This is a genomic window from Lentzea xerophila (assembly GCF_051094245.1).
Taxonomy (GTDB): domain Bacteria; phylum Actinomycetota; class Actinomycetes; order Mycobacteriales; family Pseudonocardiaceae; genus Lentzea; species Lentzea xerophila.
Map to the genome: position 1 here is coordinate 8,120,285 of NZ_CP194934.1, position 20,575 is coordinate 8,140,859.

General features: G+C 69.5%; 20 protein-coding genes and 1 pseudogene. 4 read left to right on the forward strand and 17 right to left on the reverse strand.

Annotated features, from left to right (window positions below; translation table 11 throughout):
* Nucleotides 1–17: 17 nt before the first annotated feature.
* From ACRSBM_RS38920 to ACRSBM_RS38930, 3 genes are all read right to left on the reverse strand, one after another.
* Nucleotides 18–494, reverse strand: coding sequence for a Dps family protein (locus ACRSBM_RS38920; RefSeq protein WP_434451722.1), 477 nt, complete (start codon nt 492–494; stop codon nt 18–20).
* A 16-nt stretch (nt 495–510) separates the two neighbouring features.
* On the reverse strand, nt 511–933 hold the full coding sequence (locus ACRSBM_RS38925; protein ID WP_030477612.1) for an organic hydroperoxide resistance protein: 423 nt from the start codon (nt 931–933) through the stop codon (nt 511–513).
* Between the two features lie 78 nt (nt 934–1,011).
* Complete coding sequence (locus ACRSBM_RS38930; protein ID WP_434451723.1) at nt 1,012–1,587, reverse strand: NADPH-dependent FMN reductase; 576 nt, start codon at nt 1,585–1,587, stop codon at nt 1,012–1,014.
* A gap of 65 nt (nt 1,588–1,652) precedes the next feature.
* On the opposite strand from ACRSBM_RS38930, the gene ACRSBM_RS38935 reads away from it, so the two are divergent.
* Complete coding sequence (locus ACRSBM_RS38935; RefSeq protein ID WP_434451724.1) at nt 1,653–2,699, forward strand: alpha/beta hydrolase; 1,047 nt, start codon at nt 1,653–1,655, stop codon at nt 2,697–2,699.
* Here the strand turns inward: ACRSBM_RS38935 and ACRSBM_RS38940 are convergent.
* The 9 genes from ACRSBM_RS38940 to ACRSBM_RS38980 all read right to left on the reverse strand — a co-directional run bounded on the left by ACRSBM_RS38940 (nt 2,675) and on the right by ACRSBM_RS38980 (nt 13,474).
* Complete coding sequence (locus ACRSBM_RS38940) at nt 2,675–3,850, reverse strand: MFS transporter (protein ID WP_434451725.1); 1,176 nt, start codon at nt 3,848–3,850, stop codon at nt 2,675–2,677. The genes ACRSBM_RS38935 and ACRSBM_RS38940 overlap by 25 nt on opposite strands.
* Complete coding sequence (locus ACRSBM_RS38945; protein WP_434451726.1) at nt 3,847–5,037, reverse strand: MFS transporter; 1,191 nt, start codon at nt 5,035–5,037, stop codon at nt 3,847–3,849. Before ACRSBM_RS38945 ends, ACRSBM_RS38940 begins: the two co-directional genes overlap by 4 nt.
* 38 nt (nt 5,038–5,075) lie before the next feature.
* The gene (locus ACRSBM_RS38950) at nt 5,076–6,479 is read right to left on the reverse strand and encodes a gluconokinase (protein ID WP_434451727.1); all 1,404 of its coding nucleotides are present in this window, start codon (nt 6,477–6,479) and stop codon (nt 5,076–5,078) included.
* Nucleotides 6,476–7,216, reverse strand: coding sequence for a class I SAM-dependent methyltransferase (locus ACRSBM_RS38955; RefSeq protein ID WP_434451728.1), 741 nt, complete (start codon nt 7,214–7,216; stop codon nt 6,476–6,478). The genes ACRSBM_RS38950 and ACRSBM_RS38955 overlap by 4 nt, the downstream gene beginning before the upstream one ends.
* A gap of 9 nt (nt 7,217–7,225) precedes the next feature.
* Nucleotides 7,226–9,238, reverse strand: a complete 2,013-nt coding sequence (locus ACRSBM_RS38960; protein ID WP_434451729.1) for an ADP-ribosylglycohydrolase family protein — start codon at nt 9,236–9,238, stop codon at nt 7,226–7,228.
* Nucleotides 9,235–9,804, reverse strand: a complete 570-nt coding sequence (locus tag ACRSBM_RS38965; protein WP_434451730.1) for a hypothetical protein — start codon at nt 9,802–9,804, stop codon at nt 9,235–9,237. The genes ACRSBM_RS38960 and ACRSBM_RS38965 overlap by 4 nt, the downstream gene beginning before the upstream one ends.
* 19 nt (nt 9,805–9,823) lie before the next feature.
* On the reverse strand, nt 9,824–10,837 hold the full coding sequence (locus ACRSBM_RS38970) for a hypothetical protein (RefSeq protein WP_434451731.1): 1,014 nt from the start codon (nt 10,835–10,837) through the stop codon (nt 9,824–9,826).
* A gap of 310 nt (nt 10,838–11,147) precedes the next feature.
* Nucleotides 11,148–12,212, reverse strand: coding sequence for an aspartate-semialdehyde dehydrogenase (locus ACRSBM_RS38975; protein WP_434451732.1), 1,065 nt, complete (start codon nt 12,210–12,212; stop codon nt 11,148–11,150).
* Nucleotides 12,209–13,474, reverse strand: a complete 1,266-nt coding sequence (locus ACRSBM_RS38980) for an aspartate kinase (RefSeq protein WP_434451733.1) — start codon at nt 13,472–13,474, stop codon at nt 12,209–12,211. Before ACRSBM_RS38980 ends, ACRSBM_RS38975 begins: the two co-directional genes overlap by 4 nt.
* Nucleotides 13,475–13,578: 104 nt before the next feature.
* Here ACRSBM_RS38980 and ACRSBM_RS38985 point away from each other — a divergent pair, with 104 nt between their 5' ends.
* Nucleotides 13,579–14,802 (forward strand): hypothetical protein, encoded by a 1,224-nt coding sequence (locus tag ACRSBM_RS38985; RefSeq protein WP_434451734.1) that lies wholly within the window; start codon nt 13,579–13,581, stop codon nt 14,800–14,802.
* On the forward strand, nt 14,802–15,362 hold the full coding sequence (locus tag ACRSBM_RS38990; RefSeq protein ID WP_434451735.1) for a nitroreductase family protein: 561 nt from the start codon (nt 14,802–14,804) through the stop codon (nt 15,360–15,362). The genes ACRSBM_RS38985 and ACRSBM_RS38990 overlap by 1 nt, the downstream gene beginning before the upstream one ends.
* On the opposite strand, the gene ACRSBM_RS38995 is transcribed toward ACRSBM_RS38990, so the two are convergent.
* Genes ACRSBM_RS38995 through ACRSBM_RS39005 form a run of 3 tightly spaced genes read right to left on the reverse strand, consistent with a single transcriptional unit; the run spans nt 15,348 to nt 16,460 of the window.
* Nucleotides 15,348–15,848: an NUDIX domain-containing protein gene (locus tag ACRSBM_RS38995; RefSeq protein WP_434451736.1), complete on the reverse strand. Its 501-nt coding sequence runs from the start codon at nt 15,846–15,848 to the stop codon at nt 15,348–15,350. The genes ACRSBM_RS38990 and ACRSBM_RS38995 overlap by 15 nt on opposite strands.
* A 9-nt stretch (nt 15,849–15,857) precedes the next feature.
* Complete coding sequence (locus ACRSBM_RS39000) at nt 15,858–16,145, reverse strand: hypothetical protein (RefSeq protein ID WP_434451737.1); 288 nt, start codon at nt 16,143–16,145, stop codon at nt 15,858–15,860.
* A gap of 18 nt (nt 16,146–16,163) precedes the next feature.
* Nucleotides 16,164–16,460 carry a hypothetical protein gene (locus ACRSBM_RS39005; protein WP_434451738.1) on the reverse strand — a complete coding sequence of 99 codons (297 nt, stop codon included), beginning with the start codon at nt 16,458–16,460 and terminating at the stop codon, nt 16,164–16,166.
* 234 nt (nt 16,461–16,694) lie between these two features.
* On the opposite strand from ACRSBM_RS39005, the gene leuA reads away from it, so the two are divergent.
* Entirely contained in the window at nt 16,695–18,485 is a 1,791-nt protein-coding gene (gene leuA, locus ACRSBM_RS39010; protein ID WP_434451739.1) for a 2-isopropylmalate synthase, read from the forward strand.
* Here leuA and ACRSBM_RS39015 read toward each other — a convergent pair whose 3' ends face one another.
* Together ACRSBM_RS39015 and ACRSBM_RS39020 are read right to left on the reverse strand one after the other, a co-directional pair.
* A complete protein-coding gene (locus ACRSBM_RS39015) occupies nt 18,486–19,370 on the reverse strand; it encodes a hypothetical protein (protein ID WP_434453403.1) in 885 nt (294 codons plus the stop codon). It lies immediately after the preceding gene.
* A pseudogene (locus ACRSBM_RS39020) lies at nt 19,359–20,563 on the reverse strand (MFS transporter); the annotation flags it as partial. The gene ACRSBM_RS39015 and the pseudogene ACRSBM_RS39020, both read right to left, overlap by 12 nt.
* Nucleotides 20,564–20,575: the final 12 nt, after the last annotated feature.

Below are 20,575 nucleotides of genomic sequence, written 5' to 3' on the forward strand. Positions count from 1 at the left end.
GGAACGTTGCCACACCACTAAGCCGACTGGGCCTGCCACATCCAGTGCGCCTGCTCCAGCTCCTGCGTGATGCCGATGAGCAGGTCCTGGGTGACGAGGTCCGGCTTGTCGGTCTCGTCGATGCGGGTGCGCATGCGGGTGATCAGCGACGCCAGCACCGCCGTGATCGACTTGACGACCTGGTCCTCCTTCAGCCAGCCGGTCTCGATCTCGGGCACGCCGGACGACGCGGCGATCGTCTTCGCCGTGCCGTTCGGCGTGACACCGAGAGCGGCCGCGCGCTCGGCGACCTGGTCGGCCGCGGTGCGCGCCAGCACGACAAGCTCGTCGAGCTGGAGGTGGACGCTACGGAAGTTCTTGCCGATCACGTTCCAGTGCGCCTGCTTCCCGACCAGGGACAGGTCGACGAGGTCGACGAGCGTTGCCTGCAGCACCGCTCCGACGGCATCGCGGTCGGCGTCAGCCAACGGGCTGGTGATCGGGTTCTTGGCCATGGTGAAACGCGCCTCCTCAGACGGTGACGGTGAGCGCCACCTCGATGTTGCCGCGCGTCGCGTTCGAGTACGGGCAGACCTGGTGGGCCTGCTCGACGAGCTTCTCCGCGACCGCCTGGTCGAGTCCGGGGATCTTCACCGCGAGCTCGACGGCCAGCTGGAAGCCGCCGGTGCCGTTGGAACCGATCCCCACCTTGGCGGTTACCTCGGAGGAAGCGACCTGAATCTTCCCGGCGCGCGCGACGGCTGCGATGGCGGAGTTGAAGCACGCGGAGTAACCGGCCGCGAACAGCTGCTCCGGGTTGGTCGCGTCACCGCCGGGGCCGCCCATCTCCTTCGGGATCGACAGCACCTCGTCGATCACACCATCGGATGAACGAACCTCGCCGTTGCGGCCTTCGCCGTAAGCAGTCGCCTCAGCCGTGTACAGCGCTTCCATTCCGCTCTCCCTCGAGTCAGTGGCTTGCCTTCACTCCAGGAGAACGCATCGTGCACGACTTATCTGCCCGGTCGTGACTCAGTTCACGTCCAGTCGAGACGCCTGCCGCAGTGCGAACTCGGCCACCTGACGGCCGATCACCCGCAGGTTGCGGTCCACGTCGGCGTCCGAGCAGGCACCGTCGCCGTCGAACTTGACCTGGGCGGAGTTGATCGCGGCGCCCAGCGGGGTCGGCCAGCCGCGCAGCGCGTGCACGATCGAACGGACGGCGGCGAGCGTGTTCACCGCGGCCTGCCAGCCGTACGCGGCGGTGATGGTGCCGACCGCGCGGCCGTCGAGGTACGGGCGTTCGTCGTCGCGCAGGTCCTCGATGTAGTCGAGGGCGTTCTTGACCAGACCGGACACGGTGCCGTGGTAGCCGGGCGACACGACGATCACGCCGTCGCACCTGCGCAGGTCCTCGACCATCTTCATCGCGATGTCCGTGCGGTCCGGCACGGACGGGTCGTAGAACGGGAGCACCAGGTCAGGGCCGCTGTACTGGATCGTCTCCGCACCAATCTCGCGAGCACCCTCCAGGGCCACCCGCAGCGCCCGTTCGGACTGCGAGTCGGACCTGATCGAGCCCCCGATGCCCACCACCGTCACCGTCATGACAACGATCCTTCCACCTCCAGCTACCTGGAGATCCAGCACTACTCGCGAGTAACCTGCACCACATGTCCAACTTCCAGGCGGCCGCGCTGGCCGGTGCTCTCCGCTTCGCGTTCGGTCTCCCCCGTCCTGTGCGCCGGCTCATCGCCGGTACCCCGATCCGCCTGGACGGCCAGGACCTGCACCCCGAGGCGCAGCTGCTGCTCAAGCTCCAGCAGCTGTCCGGGACGGGGTGGCGCACGAGGACAGCATCCGAGAGCCGACTGGACCTGGAGTTGAGTACGAAGCTCGTCTCCGGTCCGAAGATCACCGGAGTGGGTACGCGGGAGCTCACGATCGGGGAGTTCGCCGGTCGTCTCTACACGCCGGACGGCCTCGCGGCGGGCTCCGCGTTGTTGATCTTCTATCACGGTGGCGGCTGGGTCACCGGCAGTCTGGAGAGCCACGACAACCTCTGCCGGTTCCTGGCCAGGGAGGCCGGTGTCCGGGTGCTCGCGGCCGACTACCGGCTCGCGCCGGAGTACCCGTTCCCCGCCGCGGCCGACGACGCGGCGGAGGTGCTGCGCTACGCCGTCACGAAGGCCGAGGACCTGGGCATCGACCCGAGGCGGATCGCGTTGGGCGGCGACAGCGCGGGCGGCAACCTGGCCGCGGTCACCGCGCACAGCGCCGAGGTCGACCTCGCGTTCCTGCTGCTCCTCTACCCCGCCGTGGACGCCTCGGTGCGCCGCCGCTCCCGCGAGATCTTCGGCAACGGGTTCTTCCTCACCGACGAGAAGATCGACTGGTTCATGGAGCAGTACGGCGCCGACGACAGGCACGACCCGCGCCTGTCGATCATGCTGGCCGAGGACCTGTCGACCCTGCCGCCCACCTACATCGCGACCGCTGGCTACGACCCGTTGCGCGACGAGGGCGAGGCCTTCGCGGAACGGCTGGCGGCCGAGGGTGTGCCGGTCGTGCTGCGCCGGCACGAGGGCCTGTTCCACGGCTTCGCGAACGTGCTCGGCGTCGGCGGGATCTTCCGCGAGGCCGTGTCCGAGGCCGTGGGCGCGCTCCGGACCGGTTTCGCGCTGGCCAACTCCGCTCAGGACGTGACCGAGACCGCCTGACGTCGGCGGCTGAAGATCCACCCGAGGCCGGCGACCACCAGTCCGGCCAGACCGGCGACGACGAAGCCGAGCGGGGGTCCGCTGTGGTCCACGGCGATCCCCGCGAGCGGCTGGCCGGCGGCGACGCCGAACGTGAACGCGGACCCCTGCAGTCCCAGCGCGAGCCCGCGGACAGAGGGCGGCGCGTGCCTGCTGATCAGCTCGGTCGAGGCGGTGATCGTCGGCGCGCACACGAAGTTCATCGGGATGAGCGCGAGCGCCAGCAACGCCACGTTGCCGTCGGCCAGGCCGACCGGGATCTCCAGCAACGCCATGCAGGCCAGCAGCACCACCCCGCCCGGCACCCGTTTGAGGCTGCCGTAGACGAGCCCGCCGATGGCCGAGGCGGCACACATCACCACGAAGATCAGGCCGAGCCAGCTCTGCCTGCCCGCGTGCTCCAGCGAGGCGATCGACGCGATCTCCATGCCGGACAACACCATCGTGGCGCCGAACGGGACGATCAACGCCGTGATCACCGGCCCGCGCAACCACTCCCGCACGCGCGGTCGCGGACCGGAGACGTCCTCGTCCTCGTGCACCAGCACCGGGTTCACGACGAAGAGCACCGCGCTCGCGGCCAGGATCGCCACGCCGATCGCGACGAGCGCCGTGCCGGTCGAGAACCTCGTCGCGAGCAGCACGCCGGCCGCGGGCCCGACCATGAACGACAGCTCGACCGAGATCGAGTCCAGCGAGAACGCGGGCCGCCGCTCCGGTTCGGGCACGAGCGCCGTCAGCGCCTGGCGGCCGATCGAGATCACCGGCACCGCCACGAGCCCGTTGGCGAACGCGAGCACGAGCAGCACGTAGTAGTCCATCAGCGGCGCCGTCACCCAGAAGGCGCCTTCGAGCACGCTCAGCGCCAGCACGAACCGCAGGCCCTTGCCGTCGACCAGCCTGCCCATCAGCGGCGACCCGAGACCGAGGCCGATCATGGTCGCGAACCCGACCGTGCCGGCCGCCGCGTAGCCCTTGTCGAGCGTGGTGACGACGTGCAACGTCACCGTCACACCCGCCGCCGTCGGGGGGATCCTGGCGAACAGCATCAGCAGCATCAGGGGACGGACCCCCGGCAGCGCCAGGACGTGTTTGAACGGGGCGAGGTTCACGGTGCCATCGTCACCTGACTGGCAACGGGTTTACGCGACCTGGCCAGCAGCCAGGCGACGCCCGCCACCAGCAGCCCGATCACGCCGACGATCGCGAACCCGGCGGGCGCCCCACCGCGATCGATCGCGACACCGGCGACCGGCGCGCCGATCGCGTTGCCCATGGTGAACGCCGACCCCTGCAACCCGAGCGCGAGGCCGCGGGCGGTGGGCGGCGCGAGCCTGCTGATGTGCTCGCCGGACGCCGCGATCAACGGCGCGCACATGAGGTTCATCGGCACGAGGAGCAGGCACAGCAGCAGCACGTTGCCGTCGCCCAGGCCCACCGGAATCTCCAGGGCGGCCATGAGCACCAGCAGCACGAGCACGCTGGGTGCCCGCTTCACGCCGCCGTAGACCAGGCCGCCCACGATCGACGCCGCGCACATCGCGAAGAACACCAGGCCGAGCCAGCTCTGCTTGCCGATGTGCTCCAGCGACGCGATCGCCGAGACCTCCATGCCCGCGAGGCACACGGTCGCTCCGACGCACACGACCAGTACGCCGACGATCCGTCCGCGCATCCACTCGAAGACGCGGGGCTTCGGTCCGTCGACGACCTCGTCCTGGTGGACCATCGGCGGGTTCACCCAGTACAGCAGCACTCCCGCGAGCAGGATCGAGGCGCCGATGAACAGCAACGCGGCGTTCGTGGAGAACTTCGTCGCGACGAACACGCCGAGCGCCGGCCCGCCCATGAACGACAGCTCGACCGAGATCGAGTCGACCGACAACGCGACCCGGCGCCGGCTCTCCGGCACCAGTGCGGTGATCACCTGCCGGCCGATCGACATCATCGGCACGCCGAGCAGCCCGACGGCGAACGACGTCACCAGCAACGTCCAGTAGCCCATCATCGGCGCGGTGAGCCAGAACGCCGCCGAGGCGGTGACGCTGATCGCGAGCATCGACCGCAGGCCGCGCTCGTCGATCAGCTTCCCCATCAGCGGGGCGCCGAGGCCCATGCCGATCGTGCCGGCCGCCCCGACCAGCCCAGCGGCGCCGTAGCCCTGGTCCAGCGTCACCGCGACGTGCAACGTGAGGATCACGCCGGTCGCCGCCGGGGGCATCCTCGCGAAGAACATCAGCAGTGCCAGCGGCCGGACTCCTGGCAGCATCAGGACGTGTTTGAAGGGGGCGAGGTCCACACCGCCATCCTCGTCTGGATGGCAAAAGGTTTTCTTTGCTAACGATGTGATTCGTACAGCTCTTCCAGCGCCCAGTAGGCCTTCGCGACGAACGGCCGTGCCTTCGCGTACCTCTCGACGAGCCCCTCGTCCGGTGTGATCGTCTGCATCGGCCGCACGAGGTCGACGGTCAACGACTCGATCTCGTCCAGCGCGCGCCACGCCAGCAGCGCGGCACCCACGGCCGAGCCCCCGGTGTCCTCGGTGAGGTGCAACGGCATCCCGAGCGTGTTCGCCAGCGTCTGGGCCCAGATCGGTGAACGGAAGGCGCCACCGGTGATCCGCAACGACTCCACGTGCGGCACGGCTTCGAGCACGAGCGCCAACTGCTGACACACACCCTCGACCAACGCCCTGGTGATCTGCGGAGGGGTGTGTTCGCGGCGCAGGCCGAGCAACGCGGCGTGTGCCGTCGGGTCCCACCACGGCGCGCGCTCGCCGAGCAGATAGGGCAGCGCGACCAGGCCGTCCGAGTCGACGTCGGCGGCCTGGGTGAGCAGCTCACCGACCGGGACTTTGAACATCTCCGCGGCCCACTGCGCGACCACACCGCCGTTGCTGATCGCTCCACCGCGAACCCAGAGGCCCTCACCGATGGCATAGCTGAAGGTGCGGCCCTCGGGGTCGACACCGGGTCCCCGCTGAGCCACCCGGAGCGCGCCCGACGTGCCGAGCGAGACCGCGCCGGCTCCCGGTGACGCCGCGCCGACGCCGAGGTTGCCCAGCGGCCCGTCGCCACCGCCGACGATCACGGGGATGCCGGGGCGCAGACCGGGGATCTCGGCCGTCAGCGGCGTGGAGTGGGTGGGCTCGACCAGCGGCGGGAGCTGATCGGCCGTGACGCCGGCGAACTCCAGGGACGGCTCGTGCCACTGCAGGGTGTGGATGTTCATCAGGCCCGTGCCGGAGCCGGACGAGTACTCGTTGACCAGCACGCCGGTCAGGTGCAGGTGCAGGAAGTCCTTGATCTGGCACCACTTCGCGGCGCGGACGCCGTGCTCGTGGAACCAGGCGAGCTTCATCAGCGGCGTGAACGAGTGGATCGGCGCGCCGGTCGCCTGGTGCAGCGCACGGCCTTCCTCGGTGCCCCGCAACCGTTCGGTCTGCTCGACCGCGCGGTTGTCGGCCCAGCTCAGCGCAGCGGTGACCGGACGCAGATCGGCGTCCAGGCCCATGATCGAGTGCATCGCGCCGGTCAGCGAGATGGCCCGGACCTCGGGCGAGGCCAGCTCGCGCAGCGCGTCGAACGCGGCGGCGAGCACCTGCTGCGGGTCATGGGTGGCTTCGAGACCACTGGTGTGCATCGGATAGGCACGTTCGGTCTGGGCGACGACGCGGGCCTGCGCGTCCACCGCGGCGACCTTCGTGGCCGTGGTACCGAGGTCTACGGCGAGAACGATCACTGGACGCCCCGCACGGCCGTGAAGACGCCGAAGCTCGGGGACGTCCGCAACGGGCCCCAGAACTCCTCGCCGCGCTCGTCGTCCGGCGTCACGGCCGGATGGCGCGCCACCTCGGCGAGACCCGCCCGGGTCAGCGCCGCGTCGAACACCCCGCGCTCCCAGTAGAAGGAGTCGAAGTCGAACGGCGGGTCGCCCAGCACGTGCACCTTGACCGGCTGCTTCACGTTCATCGGGCCGGTGCGGGTGACCTCGTAGCCGTAGCGGCCGTACTGGGCGAGCAGGTCCCAGTCCGCGTCCGGGTTCGGCACCAGCACGACGAGCCGGCCGCCTTCCGCGAGGTTCGCCTTCAGGTTGGCGATCATGGTGTCGAGCGCCTGCTCGTCCTCCGCGTAGCCGAGCAGCCACACGGCCGTGACGACGTCGAACTCGCCGAGCACGGGCAACGTCGTCGCGTCGTGCTGCTCGTAGGTGATGCCGCGCGGTTCGCGTTCCTCGACGTAACGCGCGTAGCCGATCATCTCGCCGGCCGAGTCGACGCCGACCACGCGAGTCGCGCCGAGGTCGTGGAACAGCCGTGCGTAGAACCCGGTTCCGCAGGCCACGTCCAGCACCGACTTGCCGAGCAGGTCACCGACCGCCGACAGCAGGGTGGCGCGCTCCGCCAGTCCGGTCGGGATGTGCTTGGCACGCTCGTAGATCGCACCCAGCGCGTCGTACTGCTCGTCGCTCTCCGCCATGGGGTCACCCTATGAGGGCGGATAGCGGTTCAACCACTCCTGGCTCGTCGGCGCGGCCGGGCTCGTCTCGGTTTGCCAGTCCGCGACCATCTGGTCGATCACCTCGCGGAACTGCACCCGTTCCACCCAGTCCGGCCGGATCTTGTCGATGCCGTGCAGCGCGCCGACGAGGTTGCCGCACATGGACGCCGTCGAGTCGCTGTCGCCGCCGTGGTTGACCGAGATGAGCAACGCCTCGTTCGGGTCGTCGGTGACCAACGCCGAGTACAACGCGATGGCGAGCGCCGTGTCGCCGACGCCGCCACGGCCCAGTTCCTCGACGCGGGCCACGCTCGGGTCGCCCAGCGCGGCGAGTTCGATGGCGTGCTCGATGCCCGCGACGACCTCTTCGTGGCCTTCCCGCCGGACCAGGAACTTCATCGCCGTGGTCACCGCATCGAGCAAACCCTTGCCCTGCAACGCCTCCTGCACCAGCACCGCGAACACACCGGCGGACAGGTACCCGCTCGGGTGCCCGTGCGTGAGCGCCGCCACCCTCATCGCGTCGTAGAACGCACTCGACGCATCCTCGGCGTACCAGGCGATCGGCGCGACCCGCATGACACCGCCGCAGCCCTTGGAGTCGTTGACCGGCCGCTCGATCGTGCCCGGCACGCCGGTCCTGGCGAACTCCTGCAACGCGCTCGTGCACGTGAGGCCGGGCGCCCGCATCCGGAAGAGGTCCTCGTGCGTGACGAGCCAGCCGTCGGGTTCGTCCGAAGTGGACAGAATGCCGCGAGCCTTGGTCCACGGCGTTTTCTGCGTGTGCAGCCACCGTTGGTAGGCGTGCTGCACGACGTTGTCGAAGTTCGCGTCGCCCTTGGTCCGCTCGCTGACGTGCGCCCTGATCATCGCCTCGAACGTGAACAGCGTCATCTGCGTGTCGTCGGTGATGGCGGCGTCCTCGGGCAGGTCCGTCACGCCGTCTGGGCCACACCTCTCGTAGACGACCTCCATCGGCAGGTTCTCGGTGTTCGCGCCCAACGCGTCACCGATCGCGCCGGCGATGAGGCAGCCACGCAACTTGCCCGTGTCGAACCTCGGCTCGTGCTTCGGTTGCTCCCGCACGACGAACTTGCGCCCTTGGTCGTCCACACCGAGCGTCAGCTCGACCTTGATGGTCCGCAGCGGCACGGCGTCGGTGCGACCGGACTCCATGATGCGTTGCAGCGCCTCGACGTCCGCCTGGTTCAGCCACGGTGACCGCTCCGCCGCGAACGTGCCGTGGCTGCCGCAACCGCACATCCGCAGGTGCTGCGAGCTGTCGTCGGCGAGGTCCCAGCACTTGAGCACCGTGTCGAAGCTCAGCCCGGGGTTGATGTGCAGGTAGGTCGGCCGCTTCCCGCGGAAGTCGCGGTGCACGACGATCCTCGTGACGAACGTGTTGAGCGAAACGCGGTGCCACAGCGTGGTTCCCTGCGGCAGCAGCTGCTCCGAGGTGTAGACGGCGAGCGTCTCCGGGTAGTCGAACGCCGTGGTCGACGCCTCGCCCGCGATCAGCACCTCACAGTGCATCGCGTTGTGCCCGAAGAGGTCCGGCGGCAGCCAGCCCGCCTGGACGTAGGCCAGGAGGCGCTCGACCGGTGTCGTGGGCGACGGCCCCCGCAGCGGCACGTGGGCCGGGTTCGGGTGCAGCTCACCACCCGCCGCGGGCACCCAGCCGACGACGGCGGGGAACCTCAGCTCGCTGGTCATGCCGTGCACGGACACGAACTCGGGGTCGTAGACCGGTTCCCACGGCCGCGGCTGCACGACGGCACTGCCCTCGGCGAGCTCGGTGCAGGTGCCGAGCACGTGCACCTCGACACCGTGCTTGGCCCACCTGCTGCTCGCCCGGACGACCCCGTCCTCGCCGGGAACGTCGAACCCGACGTCCCAGCCGTTGGTCGTCTGGTGCACGCCCTGGGGATCGACGCTGTACTCGGGCCCCTTGTGCTCAGCGACCCACTTCTCCGCGAGCGCGCGCGCTTCCTCCGGGCTCACCACGACCTCCGGTACAGCTCTTCGGCCACGTGCCGGACGTCGTGCTCGGGTCCGCCGTTCAGCGCGCCGGCGATCGCCCGTGCGACACCACGCCCTTCACCACGAACGGCCTGTGCCAGCGCGCCAGCCGCGGTGAACGGCTCCGCGTCGGGCAGGCCGTCGAGCTTCTCCGGCGTGAAGAGGTGGTCGGCGAGCAGGACCACCGCGTCGAGGGCGGGTGAGTCCGGGCCGTGGGTGAGCGCGACGAGTTCGGCGATCCGGTCGCGGTCGAGCCGGCGCACGGCGGCGGGCAGCGCCCAGATCAACGCGCCGGGCCCCTGCGAGCGGATGGTGGTGTTGGTGTGCCGGATCGGCACCTGGGCGAGTGCGGCCTGCCGTGACACCAGGTCGGGCTGGACTGCCGGCTGCGCGGCCCACTCGGCCAGCGCGGACTCCGGATCCTCCGCCGAACACGCGACCAGCTGGTCGACCAGTCCTGTTCGGACGCCGGCGCCCTGCGCGAAACCCTGATAGGCGGCCACGACCTGGTTGAGGCGCGGCGGCCTGATCCACTCGATCTCCCCCATCGGGGTCGGACCTTACCGGTCACGCGAGGCGACCGATGGCGATTGCGAGTTCCTTCCCGTCGGCCCCGTGCCCCCGAGCCTCGGTGCCGAGAACCTGGAGCCATTGGTTCAGTCGCTTGGAGTCGACCTGTTCGGCGCGGGTGACCGTGCTCGCGGCGATCCGCATCCCGTGGTCCACGTCGCCGGCACGGAGGTGCAGCGTCGCGAGGCTGGTCAGGTCCATGAGGTTGTCGCGTTCGAACCCGGGCTTGTGCGCGTTGACGGTCAGGCGCAGCGCGTTCAGCGCCATGGTGGCGTGCTTCGGCTCGGTGCCGCTGAGCGCGAAGCAGACATGCCCCCGCACCGTGTCGGCACCCCACTTGCGGAAGAACTCGAGCCACTGCGGGACTTCGCGATCGGCGTGCTGGGCGAAGTTGTCCTCGCTGCGGCTGGTCAGGCCGAGCGCACGATCGGCGATGCCCATCTCCGAGTACGCCCTCGCCTGATAGCACGCGGTGACGAAGCCGATAGCCCCGAACCGGGAGTCGGCGGCGGGCAGCTCGGCGAGGTGGAAGAGTTTCAGCGCCGCGTCCGGCTCACCGTTAAACATGTAGATGTGGCCCATGCGGCACAGCAGGAACGCGCTCAGCGCCGGATCGTCGGCCTGCTTGGCGTGTTCGAGCGCGCGAAGGTAGTGGTGGCGGGCCTGGTCGGGCAGCAGACAGTCGAACGACGCCAGTCCCACCACGCTGTGCAGGTCGGCGACCGCCAGGTGCAGCTCGCGCCGGACCGCATCGGTCATCGAGGCCCCGAACAGCACCTCGGACGCTTGCGCCTGGGCCACCGCCGCGGTTCGGGAGACGCCGCCACCGACCTGGTAGTCGAGCTGCCGCAAGGCTGCCGTCGCGGTATGGAGCCGACGGACGTCCGACATCCCGACCTGGCTGGGAGCGACGAACTCGAGGTCGGGAGTGGCCGCGGCGACTGGCTCGCCGAGGACAGCCTCGCCCACGATGATCGCGGCGGCACTCGCGAGGAACCTGCGACGCTTCACGGCCTCGTCCTCCCCAACCTCGTCTCGACGGTACTGAGGAACCTCGGCGAGGCCTAGGTACGAGCGGGGGACGCGGAGGCCGTCGGCGATGCGGGCGAGGACCCGGTAGGACGACCAAGACCGAGGGGCTGACCAGGCCGGACGCCGTCGTCGCGGTGAGCGGGCCCGCCCGGTGGGCGAGGGCGCGGCGCATGTCCGGTGCGTCCCAATCAACGGTCACGAACGCGACCGTACGCCCCCAAAGAACCGGAAAGCAGCAGGTAAAAGCCCCTGTCACCCGGTGAAGGGCGACAGGGGCCGGTTAAAGCCCTCAGAGGCGCTTGGCGAGCTCTTCCGCGACCTCGTAGGTGTTCAGCGCGGCACCCTTGCGCAGGTTGTCACCGCACACGAAGAAGTCCAGCGTGTTCGGGAAGTCCAGCGCCTGGCGCACGCGGCCCACGTACGTCGGGTCGCCGCCCACCACGTCGGCGGGCGTCGGGAAGCGCTTCGCGGCCGGGTCGTCGATCAGGACGATGGTCGGCTGCTCCTCGAAGATCTTGTGCGCCGCCTCGACGGTGACCTCGCGCGCGAAGGTCGCGTGGACCGACAGCGAGTGCGTGGTGACGACCGGGACGCGGACGCACGTCGCGGAGACCTTCAGGTCCGGGATGCCGAGGATCTTGCGGGCCTCGTTGCGGACCTTGAGCTCCTCCGACGACCAGCCGTCGTCCTTCAGCGACCCCGCCCACGGCACCACGTTCAGGGCCAGCGGGGCCGGGAACGGCGAGTCGTCGGCCGACAGACCGGCGGCCGCCAACGCCTCCGCCACGTCACCCGCGACGACACCGGCCTCCTTGCCGGCCAGCGCGGCGATCTCGGCGTACAGGCGGTCGATGCCGGACTGGCCCGCACCGGACGCGGCCTGGTAGGAGGCGACGACCAGTTCCTTGAGCTCGAACTCGCGGTGCAGGGCACCGAGCGACGCCATCATCGACAGCGTCGTGCAGTTCGGGTTCGCGATGATGCCGCGCGGGCGGTTGTCGATCTGGTCCGCGTTGACCTCGGGCACGACCAGCGGCACGTCCGCGTCCATCCGGAACGCGCCCGAGTTGTCGATGGCGATGGCACCACGAGAGGCGGCGATCGGGGCCCACTCCGCGGAGACCTCGTCCGGCACGTCGAACATCGCGATGTCGACGCCGTCGAAGGCCTCGGGCGACAGGGCGACGACCGTCAGGTCCTGGCCGCGCACGTTGATCTTCTTGCCCGCCGAGCGCGGGGAGGCGATCAACCGGATCTCGCCCCACGGCACGGAGGAGCGGGTGTTCATGATGTCGATCATCACGGTGCCCACGGCACCGGTCGCGCCCACCAGCGCGAGCACAGGCGCGCTCATCGTCCAGTCCCTGCGTAAACGACGGCCTCTTCGTCGGAGCCCAGGTCGAACGCGTCGTGCAGGGCACGGACGGCGTCGTCGAGCTGGGTGTCGCGGCAGATGACCGAGATGCGGATCTCCGAGGTGGAGATGATGTCGATGTTGACGCCGGCCGTGGCCAGCGCCTCGCAGAACGTCGCCGTGACGCCGGGGTGCGAGCGCATGCCCGCGCCGATCAGCGACACCTTGCCGACGTGCTCGTCGTAGAGGACCTGGTCGAAGCCGATCTCGCCGCGGGACTTCTCCAGTGCCGCCACCGCGCGCGGGCCGTCGACCTTGGCGAGCGTGAACGTGATGTCCGTGCGGCCGGACGCGGCCTGCGACACGTTCTGCACGACCATGTCGATGTCGAGCTCCGCCTGCGCCACGACGCGGAAGATCTTGGCCGCGATGCCGGGGTGGTCGGGAACTGCCGTCACGGTGATTTTGGCCTCGGACCGGTCGTGCGCGACGCCGGTGATCATCGCCTGTTCCACGGGAAGGTCCTCCACTGAACCGGACACGATGGTTCCGGTCTTGTTGCTGAACGAAGAGCGGACGTGCACGGGGACGTTGTAGCGCCGGGCGTACTCCACGCAGCGGAGCATCAGCACCTTGGCGCCACAGGCGGCCATCTCGAGCATTTCCTCATACGTGATCGTGTCGAGTTTCTTCGCGTTCGGCACGATGCGCGGGTCGGCGGTGTAGACGCCGTCCACGTCGGTGTAGATCTCGCACACGTCGGCCTTCGTCGCCGCCGCGAGCGCCACCGCGGTGGTGTCGCTGCCGCCACGGCCGAGCGTGGTGATCTCCTTCGAGTCCTGCGAGACACCCTGGAAGCCCGCGACGATCACGATGGCCCCCTCGGACATCGCGTCCTGGATCCGGCTGGGAGTCACGTCGATGATCCGGGCCTTGCCGTGCGCCGAGGTCGTGATCACGCCGGCCTGTGAGCCCGTGTACGAGCGCGCTTCCGCACCGAGTGAGTTGATCGCCATCGCGAGCAGCGACATCGAGATCCGCTCACCGGAGGTGAGCAGCATGTCGAGCTCACGCGCGGGTGGCACCGGCGAGACCTGGCGGGCGAGGTCGAGCAGCTCATCGGTCGTGTCGCCCATGGCGGACACGACGACCACGACGTCGTTGCCCGCCTTTTTGGTCGCGACGATGCGCTCGGCCACGCGTTTGATCCGCTCGGCACTCTCCACCGATGAACCGCCGTACTTCTGGACGACGAGCGCCACCGACCTGACCTCCTTCGCGCGACTAAAACCCCACGTCGTAGGCAGCCTACCCGGACCACCTGGTGAGACTCTGGAGCCGTGACGCGCGTGACTACTCTGTTCGCGTGTCGTCGAGCGTCGATGTCGTGGAGGCCCCAGCAGCCGTGCAGCAGAGCAGTGCGCGCTCGCGGATGGCCGAGGCGCTCAGACACCCCGCCGCGCTCTGGACGGCCCCCGCGATCATCTACCTGGCCGTCCGCCAGGTCGGTCTCCTCGTCCTGCAACTCGTCGTCGAGTACCAGAACAAGCTCACCGGCAAGACCGACACCGCGGTCGGCAACCTCAGGTCGTGGGACGGCGACTGGTTCCTCGGCATCGCGGCCGGCGGCTACGACGGCGTCCCGGCATCGCTGTACGACGCGTTCGGCAGGCGTACCGCGGAGACCCCGCTCGCCTTCTTCCCCGGCTATCCCGCGCTGATCAGGTGGGTCGACGGCCTGCCGGGCGTCGACGTGGTGGGCGCGGCGTTCGCGGTCAGCCTGATCAGTGGGCTCTTCTGCGCCTACGGTCTGTTCGTGCTCGGCCGCACGGTCCGCGACGGCTCGACGCCGGCCGGCCTGATCCTCGTGACGCTCTTCGCCGCGTCACCGATGGCCGTGGTGCTGTCGATGACCTACTCCGAGGCCACGTTCTGCGCGTTCGCCGCGTGGGCGCTGGTCGGTGTCGTGAAGAAGCGCTGGCTCCTCGCCGGCGTCTGCTGCGCGGCCGCGGGCCTGGTCCGTCCCACCGCGGCGGCACTGATCGCCGCCGTCGGCCTCGCCGCGCTGGTGGCGGTGATCGCCGACCGGCGTGACTGGCGGGCGTGGGCCGGCGGCCTCGTCGCCCCGCTGGGCATGCTCGGCTACGTCGGCTGGGTCGCGCTGCGCACCGGTGACCTCGCGGGCTGGTTCGGCGTGCAGCAACGCGGCTGGGGCTCGAAGTTCGACGGCGGCGTGGCGACCTGGGAGTTCGCCCTGGGCCACCTCGGCAACCCGCGCTCGGTCCTCGAGACCGGCACGGTCTGGCTCCTGGTCCTGGCGATCGTCCTGGTCTTCTACGCCTTCCAGCGCCGCCTGGAATGGCCGTTGATCGTCTACGGCCTCGGTGTCCTGCTCATGGACCTGGGCTCGAACGGCCTGATGAACTCCAAGGCCCGCCTGCTGGTCCCCGCCTTCACGCTGCTGCTGCCGCCGGCCCTGGTGCTGGCCCGCCGCCGCCCGTCCACCGTCCTGACGGTGCTGGGCGTCGCGACGCTGTTCAGCGCCTGGTTCGGCGCCTACTCCCTGGCCGTTTGGCAGTATGCGATCTGATGAACGAGCTGATCTCGAAGCGCTGGAGCCCCCGCGCCTTCGACGCCGACGCGACGATCTCCGACGACGACCTGCGCACCGTGCTCGACGCCGCGCGCTGGGCCCCCTCCCACGGCAACAGCCAGCCGGCCCGCTTCGTCGCGGGCCGTCGCGGCACCCCGACGTTCGACCGGATCTTCGACACCCTGACCCGCGGCAACAAGACCTGGGCCGGGCGCGCCTCGGTCCTGCTCATCGGCTGCGTGATCACCCAGGACAAGCGCGGTGACATCCCGAACGTCGAGTTCGGCCTGGGCCTCGCGATGGAGAACATGGCCCTGCAGGCCACCGACCTGGGCCTGATCTCGCACATGATGGGCGGCTTCGACAAGGACGCCGCCCACTCCGCGTTCGACATGCCCGCCGACGTCCGCCCGCTCGTGGCGATGGCCATCGGGCGGCAGGGCGACCTGTCGAACCTGCCGGAGGACCTTCAAGCCCGCGAACAGCGCGAACGCCTGCGCCACCCGCTGTCCGAGACGGCCTTCACCGGCACCTGGGGCCGGTCACTGTTCGGTTGAGAAGTACTTCGTCGCGACGTCGTTGTGCAGCGGGAACGCCAACGGCACGCAGTCGAAGATGACCTTCCGCTCGGACGCCTCCTCGTTCGGCACGAACGGCGGCATGTCCTCCGCGTTGATGGCGGGCGCGGTGGCGAACATCAGCACCGTGCCCCCGTCCGGCGTCGACACGAAGTGCAGTGGCCGCAGCTCACCGGGATCGATGCGCACGTTCGCTTCCTCTTCGAGCTCCCGCGCCGCGCTCTCCTGCCACGACTCGCCGCGGTCCATGAACCCGCTGACGAACGCCAGCTCCCCCACCGGCGGAATGGCCCGGCGCACGGTGAGCAGGCCGGTCCGCGGCCCGTCCTTGACCGGCACCAGCAGCACAACGACCGGCGACGGGTTCGCCCACACCATGTGTGCACAACTGGGACACTTGCGGGGGTAGGCAGCCGTGTCCGCGTACCGGGTGCCGCAGCTGTTGCAGAAGTCGTCGCGCGCCATGCACCGAACCTAGTTCAGGCGCCTCACGAGATTAAGGACGATCGCTCGAACGGCCAGCCAGAACAGGGCCGCGAGCCCGAAGTTGACGATCACCCGCAGCTTCGCGTCCGCGGGCGAGAAGAGGTCCTTGAACGCGAGCGCCAGCGGCTCGGCGAGGGACCTGACCGTGCTCGTGATGGGGTTGCCCGGGTTGGCCCCGCCGACGGTGAGCACGACGTGAACGACGAGCACGACCGCCAGCGCGAGGCCGACCCAACTGACCACTCCGGCGGCGATACCGACCACTCGTGTCCGCATACCGCCGGAATCTACTACTCAGTAGCGCGAGAGCGCACGCGCCAGCAGACCGGTCACGACCAGCCAGAACACGGCTGCGAGACCGTAATTCAGGAACACGTCGAGGTTGGCGTTCCCCGTCTGGAAGAGACCGGGGAAGAACAACGCGAGGGGCTCGGCGAGGGACTGGATGAAGCGGAAGAACGCGTTGGCGGCGTTCGCGCCAAGCACGATCATCAGGATGTAGAGCACCTCGATGAGGGCGAAGAGCGCGCCGATGCCGCTGATCACGCGGGAAGCCGTGCCGCGGCCACTGGTCGTACGTAATCTGGACATACATGAACTTTTCCCGGATACGAGCAGGTCAAAACTTGCAACTCGACCTGCTTCCGTCCCACGATCCGGTCCTCGAGTTCCATCCCGCCCCGGACTGTGGCTACTCTGTCGGACGTGTGGCGTTCCCTCCTGCTTCGCTGCCGTGACGGGGTCTGATCAGACCGGCCCCCCGTCGCGGGCTTCAGCGTTGCCGCCGGTCGTTCCCGTGAAACGACCCGCAGGAGTACGAGAACCATGACCAGCGACGACGCCTACACCTCCGGCACCAGCCGCATTCGCACGCCGTCCCGCCCGGCCCCGGACACCCAGCAGTCGTGGAACCGCCAGCTGGGCTCCTCCATGCCGTTCCACCGCTACCGCCCGTTCCAGGAGCTGGTAGAGGTCATCGACGTCCCCGACCGCACCTGGCCGGCCGCACGCGTCGAGAAGGCCCCGCTGTGGTGCGCCGTGGACCTGCGTGACGGCAACCAGGCCCTGATCGACCCGATGTCGCCCGCCCGCAAGCGCAAGATGTTCGACCTGCTGGTCCGCATGGGCTTCAAGGAGATCGAGGTCGGCTTCCCGGCGGCGTCCCAGACCGACTTCGACTTCGTCCGCGAGATCATCGAGGACGGCGCCATCCCGGACGACGTCACCATCCAGGTCCTGACGCAGTGCCGCGAGGAACTGATCGCCCGCACCTTCGAGTCCCTCCGCGGAGCGAGCAAGGCGATCGTCCACTTCTACAACTCGACGTCGATCCTGCAACGCCGCGTGGTCTTCCGCTCCGACCGCGACGGCATCAAGAAGATCGCCACCGACGCCGCGAAGTTCGCCAAGGAGCAGGAACAGCACTACCCCGAGACCGACTTCCGCTACGAGTACAGCCCCGAGTCCTACACCGGCACCGAGCTGTCCTACGCGCTGGAGGTCTGCAACGCGGTCCAGGCCGTCATCCAGCCCACGCCCGAGCAACCGCTGATCATCAACCTGCCGGCCACCGTCGAGATGGCGACGCCGAACGTCTACGCCGACTCGATCGAGTGGATGTCGCGCAACCTCGTCAACCGCGAGTCGATCATCCTGAGCCTGCACCCGCACAACGACCGCGGCACCGGCGTCGCGGCCGCCGAGCTGGGGTATCTGGCCGGCGCGGACCGCATCGAGGGCTGCCTGTTCGGCAACGGCGAGCGCACCGGCAACGTCTGCCTGGTCACGCTGGCGATGAACATGTTCAGCCAGGGCATCGACCCGCAGATCGACTTCTCCGACATCGACGAGGTCCGCCGCACCGTCGAGTACTGCAACCAGCTGCCGGTGCCCGAACGCCACCCGTACGGCGGCGACCTGGTCTTCACCGCGTTCTCGGGCTCCCACCAGGACGCGATCAAGAAGGGCTTCGAGGCCCTGGAGGCCGACGCCAAGGACGCGGACCAGCACGTCGACGACTTCCCGTGGGAGGTCCCGTACCTGCCGATCGACCCGAAGGACGTCGGCCGCAACTACGAGGCCGTCATCCGGGTCAACTCGCAGTCCGGCAAGGGCGGCGTGGCGTACCTGATGAAGCAGGAGCACCACCTGGACCTGCCGCGGCGCCTGCAGATCGAGTTCTCGCGGGTGATCCAGGAGGTCACCGACACGCAGGGCGGCGAGATCGGCCCGAAGGAGATGTGGGACGCCTTCGCGGAGGAGTACCTGCACGGCCGGGTGCCGCTGTACCTGCTCAAGCACAAGGCGTCGTCGGACGGCAGCGGCCACGAGGAGATCGCCGCGACGCTGCTGATCGACGGTGAGCAGCAGGAGATCACCGGGTCGGGCAACGGTCCGATCGCCGCGTTCGTCGACGCGCTCGCGTCCGTGGGCTACGACGTGCGCGTGCTGGACTACGCCGAGCACGCGCTGTCCGCCGGTGACGACGCCCGCGCGGCCGCCTACCTCGAGTGTGCGGTGGGCGACCGGGTGCTGTGGGGCGTCGGCATCGACAGCTCCACGGTCGCCGCCTCGTTCCGCGCGATCGTGTCGGCGATCAACCGGGCGAACCGCTAGCTAGCCGGTTACGAGCGACGGGGAGGACGCGTGCGGCACCAGCTGCCGCGGCGCGCCCTCCCCGTTCGCCCGCACGGCCCAGATGCCCTCTCCCGGCAGGCCGTAGGCGATGGTGTCGTTGTCGAGCCACACCACCTGGTCGTCGATCCCCCGCGTCTCGGCCAGGGGTGTCTCCACCATCGTGGTCAGGTCCAGCACGTGCTGGCGCCACGGTCGCGCGCCGTCGCCGGGCACGCGCTTCTTGAACGCCACCCGCTTGCCGTCCGGGGACAGTGACGGGCATTCGGCGTTCTCGCGCAACGTCTTCGCCGACTCGTCCACCGCGTCACCCTGGACCAGGTACGTCTTCCCGGCCGTGCTGAGCGTCGCGTAGTACGTGCGGTCGTCCGGGGCGAACGTGACGCCCCACCAGTTCATGTCGTTGACGGTCTTCATGCCCTCGACGTGCGTGCCCTCGATGTTGCTGGCGTAGGCCTCGGTCCGCTGGTCGAAGATCGCGGTGCGGGTGGAGAACGTGCCTGCTTGTGCGTATGAGTCGCCGGTGACGAACGTCGTCCACGACGCCATCCGCCCGTCCGCCGACAGCTTGGCGCGGTTGGGCACGCCGGCGACCTCCACGCGGCGGCGTTCGGTCAGCCCGCGGTCGACGAACACGGCCGTCGATCCCGGCAACGGGCCGGCGGCGTCCGCGAGGCACAGCCCCTGCCCACCGGCGGCGAAGAAACGCTTGCAGGACAACGAGCTCACCCGCCGCGGACCGGAGGGGTCGGTCAACGGCACCGACGCCACCTTGCCGCTCACGTCATCCACGAACACCAGCCGGCCGGACGACAGTTCGACCGGACCCTGTTCCACCGCAACGGAAATCTCGTCCGGCGCGCGCAGGGCGTAGGCGGTGGCGCCCGCACCCAGCGCGATCACGGCGGCGATGACGATCAGGACTCTCACCAAGCGAACCACGTCCAAAGAGCACCGAACAGAACGGAAGAAGCCGCGCGGGCGAGCACCTGCCCGGTCTGGAGCAGGGCCAGGCCGGACGTGCGCAGCTCGTCGGGGATCATCGGCCCGGCGACGGCCATGAGCACGCCGTCCGTGCACGCGTAGAACAGCCCGTGCAGCACCAGAACGCCGACGAGCAACGAGATTCCGGACGCGCCGATCAGCAGGAGGTACGCGCCGAGCAGCGCCAGGTGGCCGACGAGGAAGATCCTCCACCGGCCGATGCGGTCGGCCAGCGAGCCCAGCGGCACGGCCGCGAGCAGGTACACGCCGGCCGTCCCGAGCGGCAGCAACGCGATGTAGGCGAGCTCGACGTCGAGCTTCTTCTGCAGCAAGAGGTAGATGAACCCGTCGCCCAGCGTCAGGAACCCGAGCCCGCACGCGACCAGGCAGACCCGCCGGAACGGCCTGGAGCGCAACAGTCCGAACGCCGACCGCAGGGATATCGCCACGCGTGGCAGCACGTCGCGGTGGTCGCGCACGAACAGCACCAGGACCAGGAACCCGATCGCGGCGAAGCAGAAGCTCACCACGAATACCACGTCGTAGCGCGCCGGCAGCGTCCACAAGAGACAGAACGCCACCAGCGGGCCGAGGAACGCGCCCACGGTGTCCATGGCACGGTGGACACCGAAGGCACGTCCCAGTGCCGAGGGCTCGCTGCTCAACGTGATCAGCGCGTCCCTCGGCGCGGTGCGCAGGCCCTTGCCGGTCCGGTCGCCGGCCAGCACGAGCCCCATCGCGGTGGCCGAGGTCCCGGCGGCGAGCAGGCCGAGCTTGCCCAGCGCCGAGATCCCGTAGCCGAGGCCCGCCACGAACTTGCGCCGTTGCCAGCGGTCCGCCGCGTGCCCGCCCGCGACGCGGACCAGTGCCGTCACACCGGTGTAGATGCCGTCGAGCACACCGAACTGCAGCGGGGAGAACCCCAGCCCCAGCACGAGGTAGAGCGGCAGGATGGCGGTGACCATCTCGGACGAGACGTCCGTGAGCAGGGACACCGCACCCAGCGCGAGGACGTTCCCCGCGATCCTGCCGGTGCCACCCGCCGCCGGAGCCTGTCTAGCTGTTGCGATGTACACGACGGCCTCCGA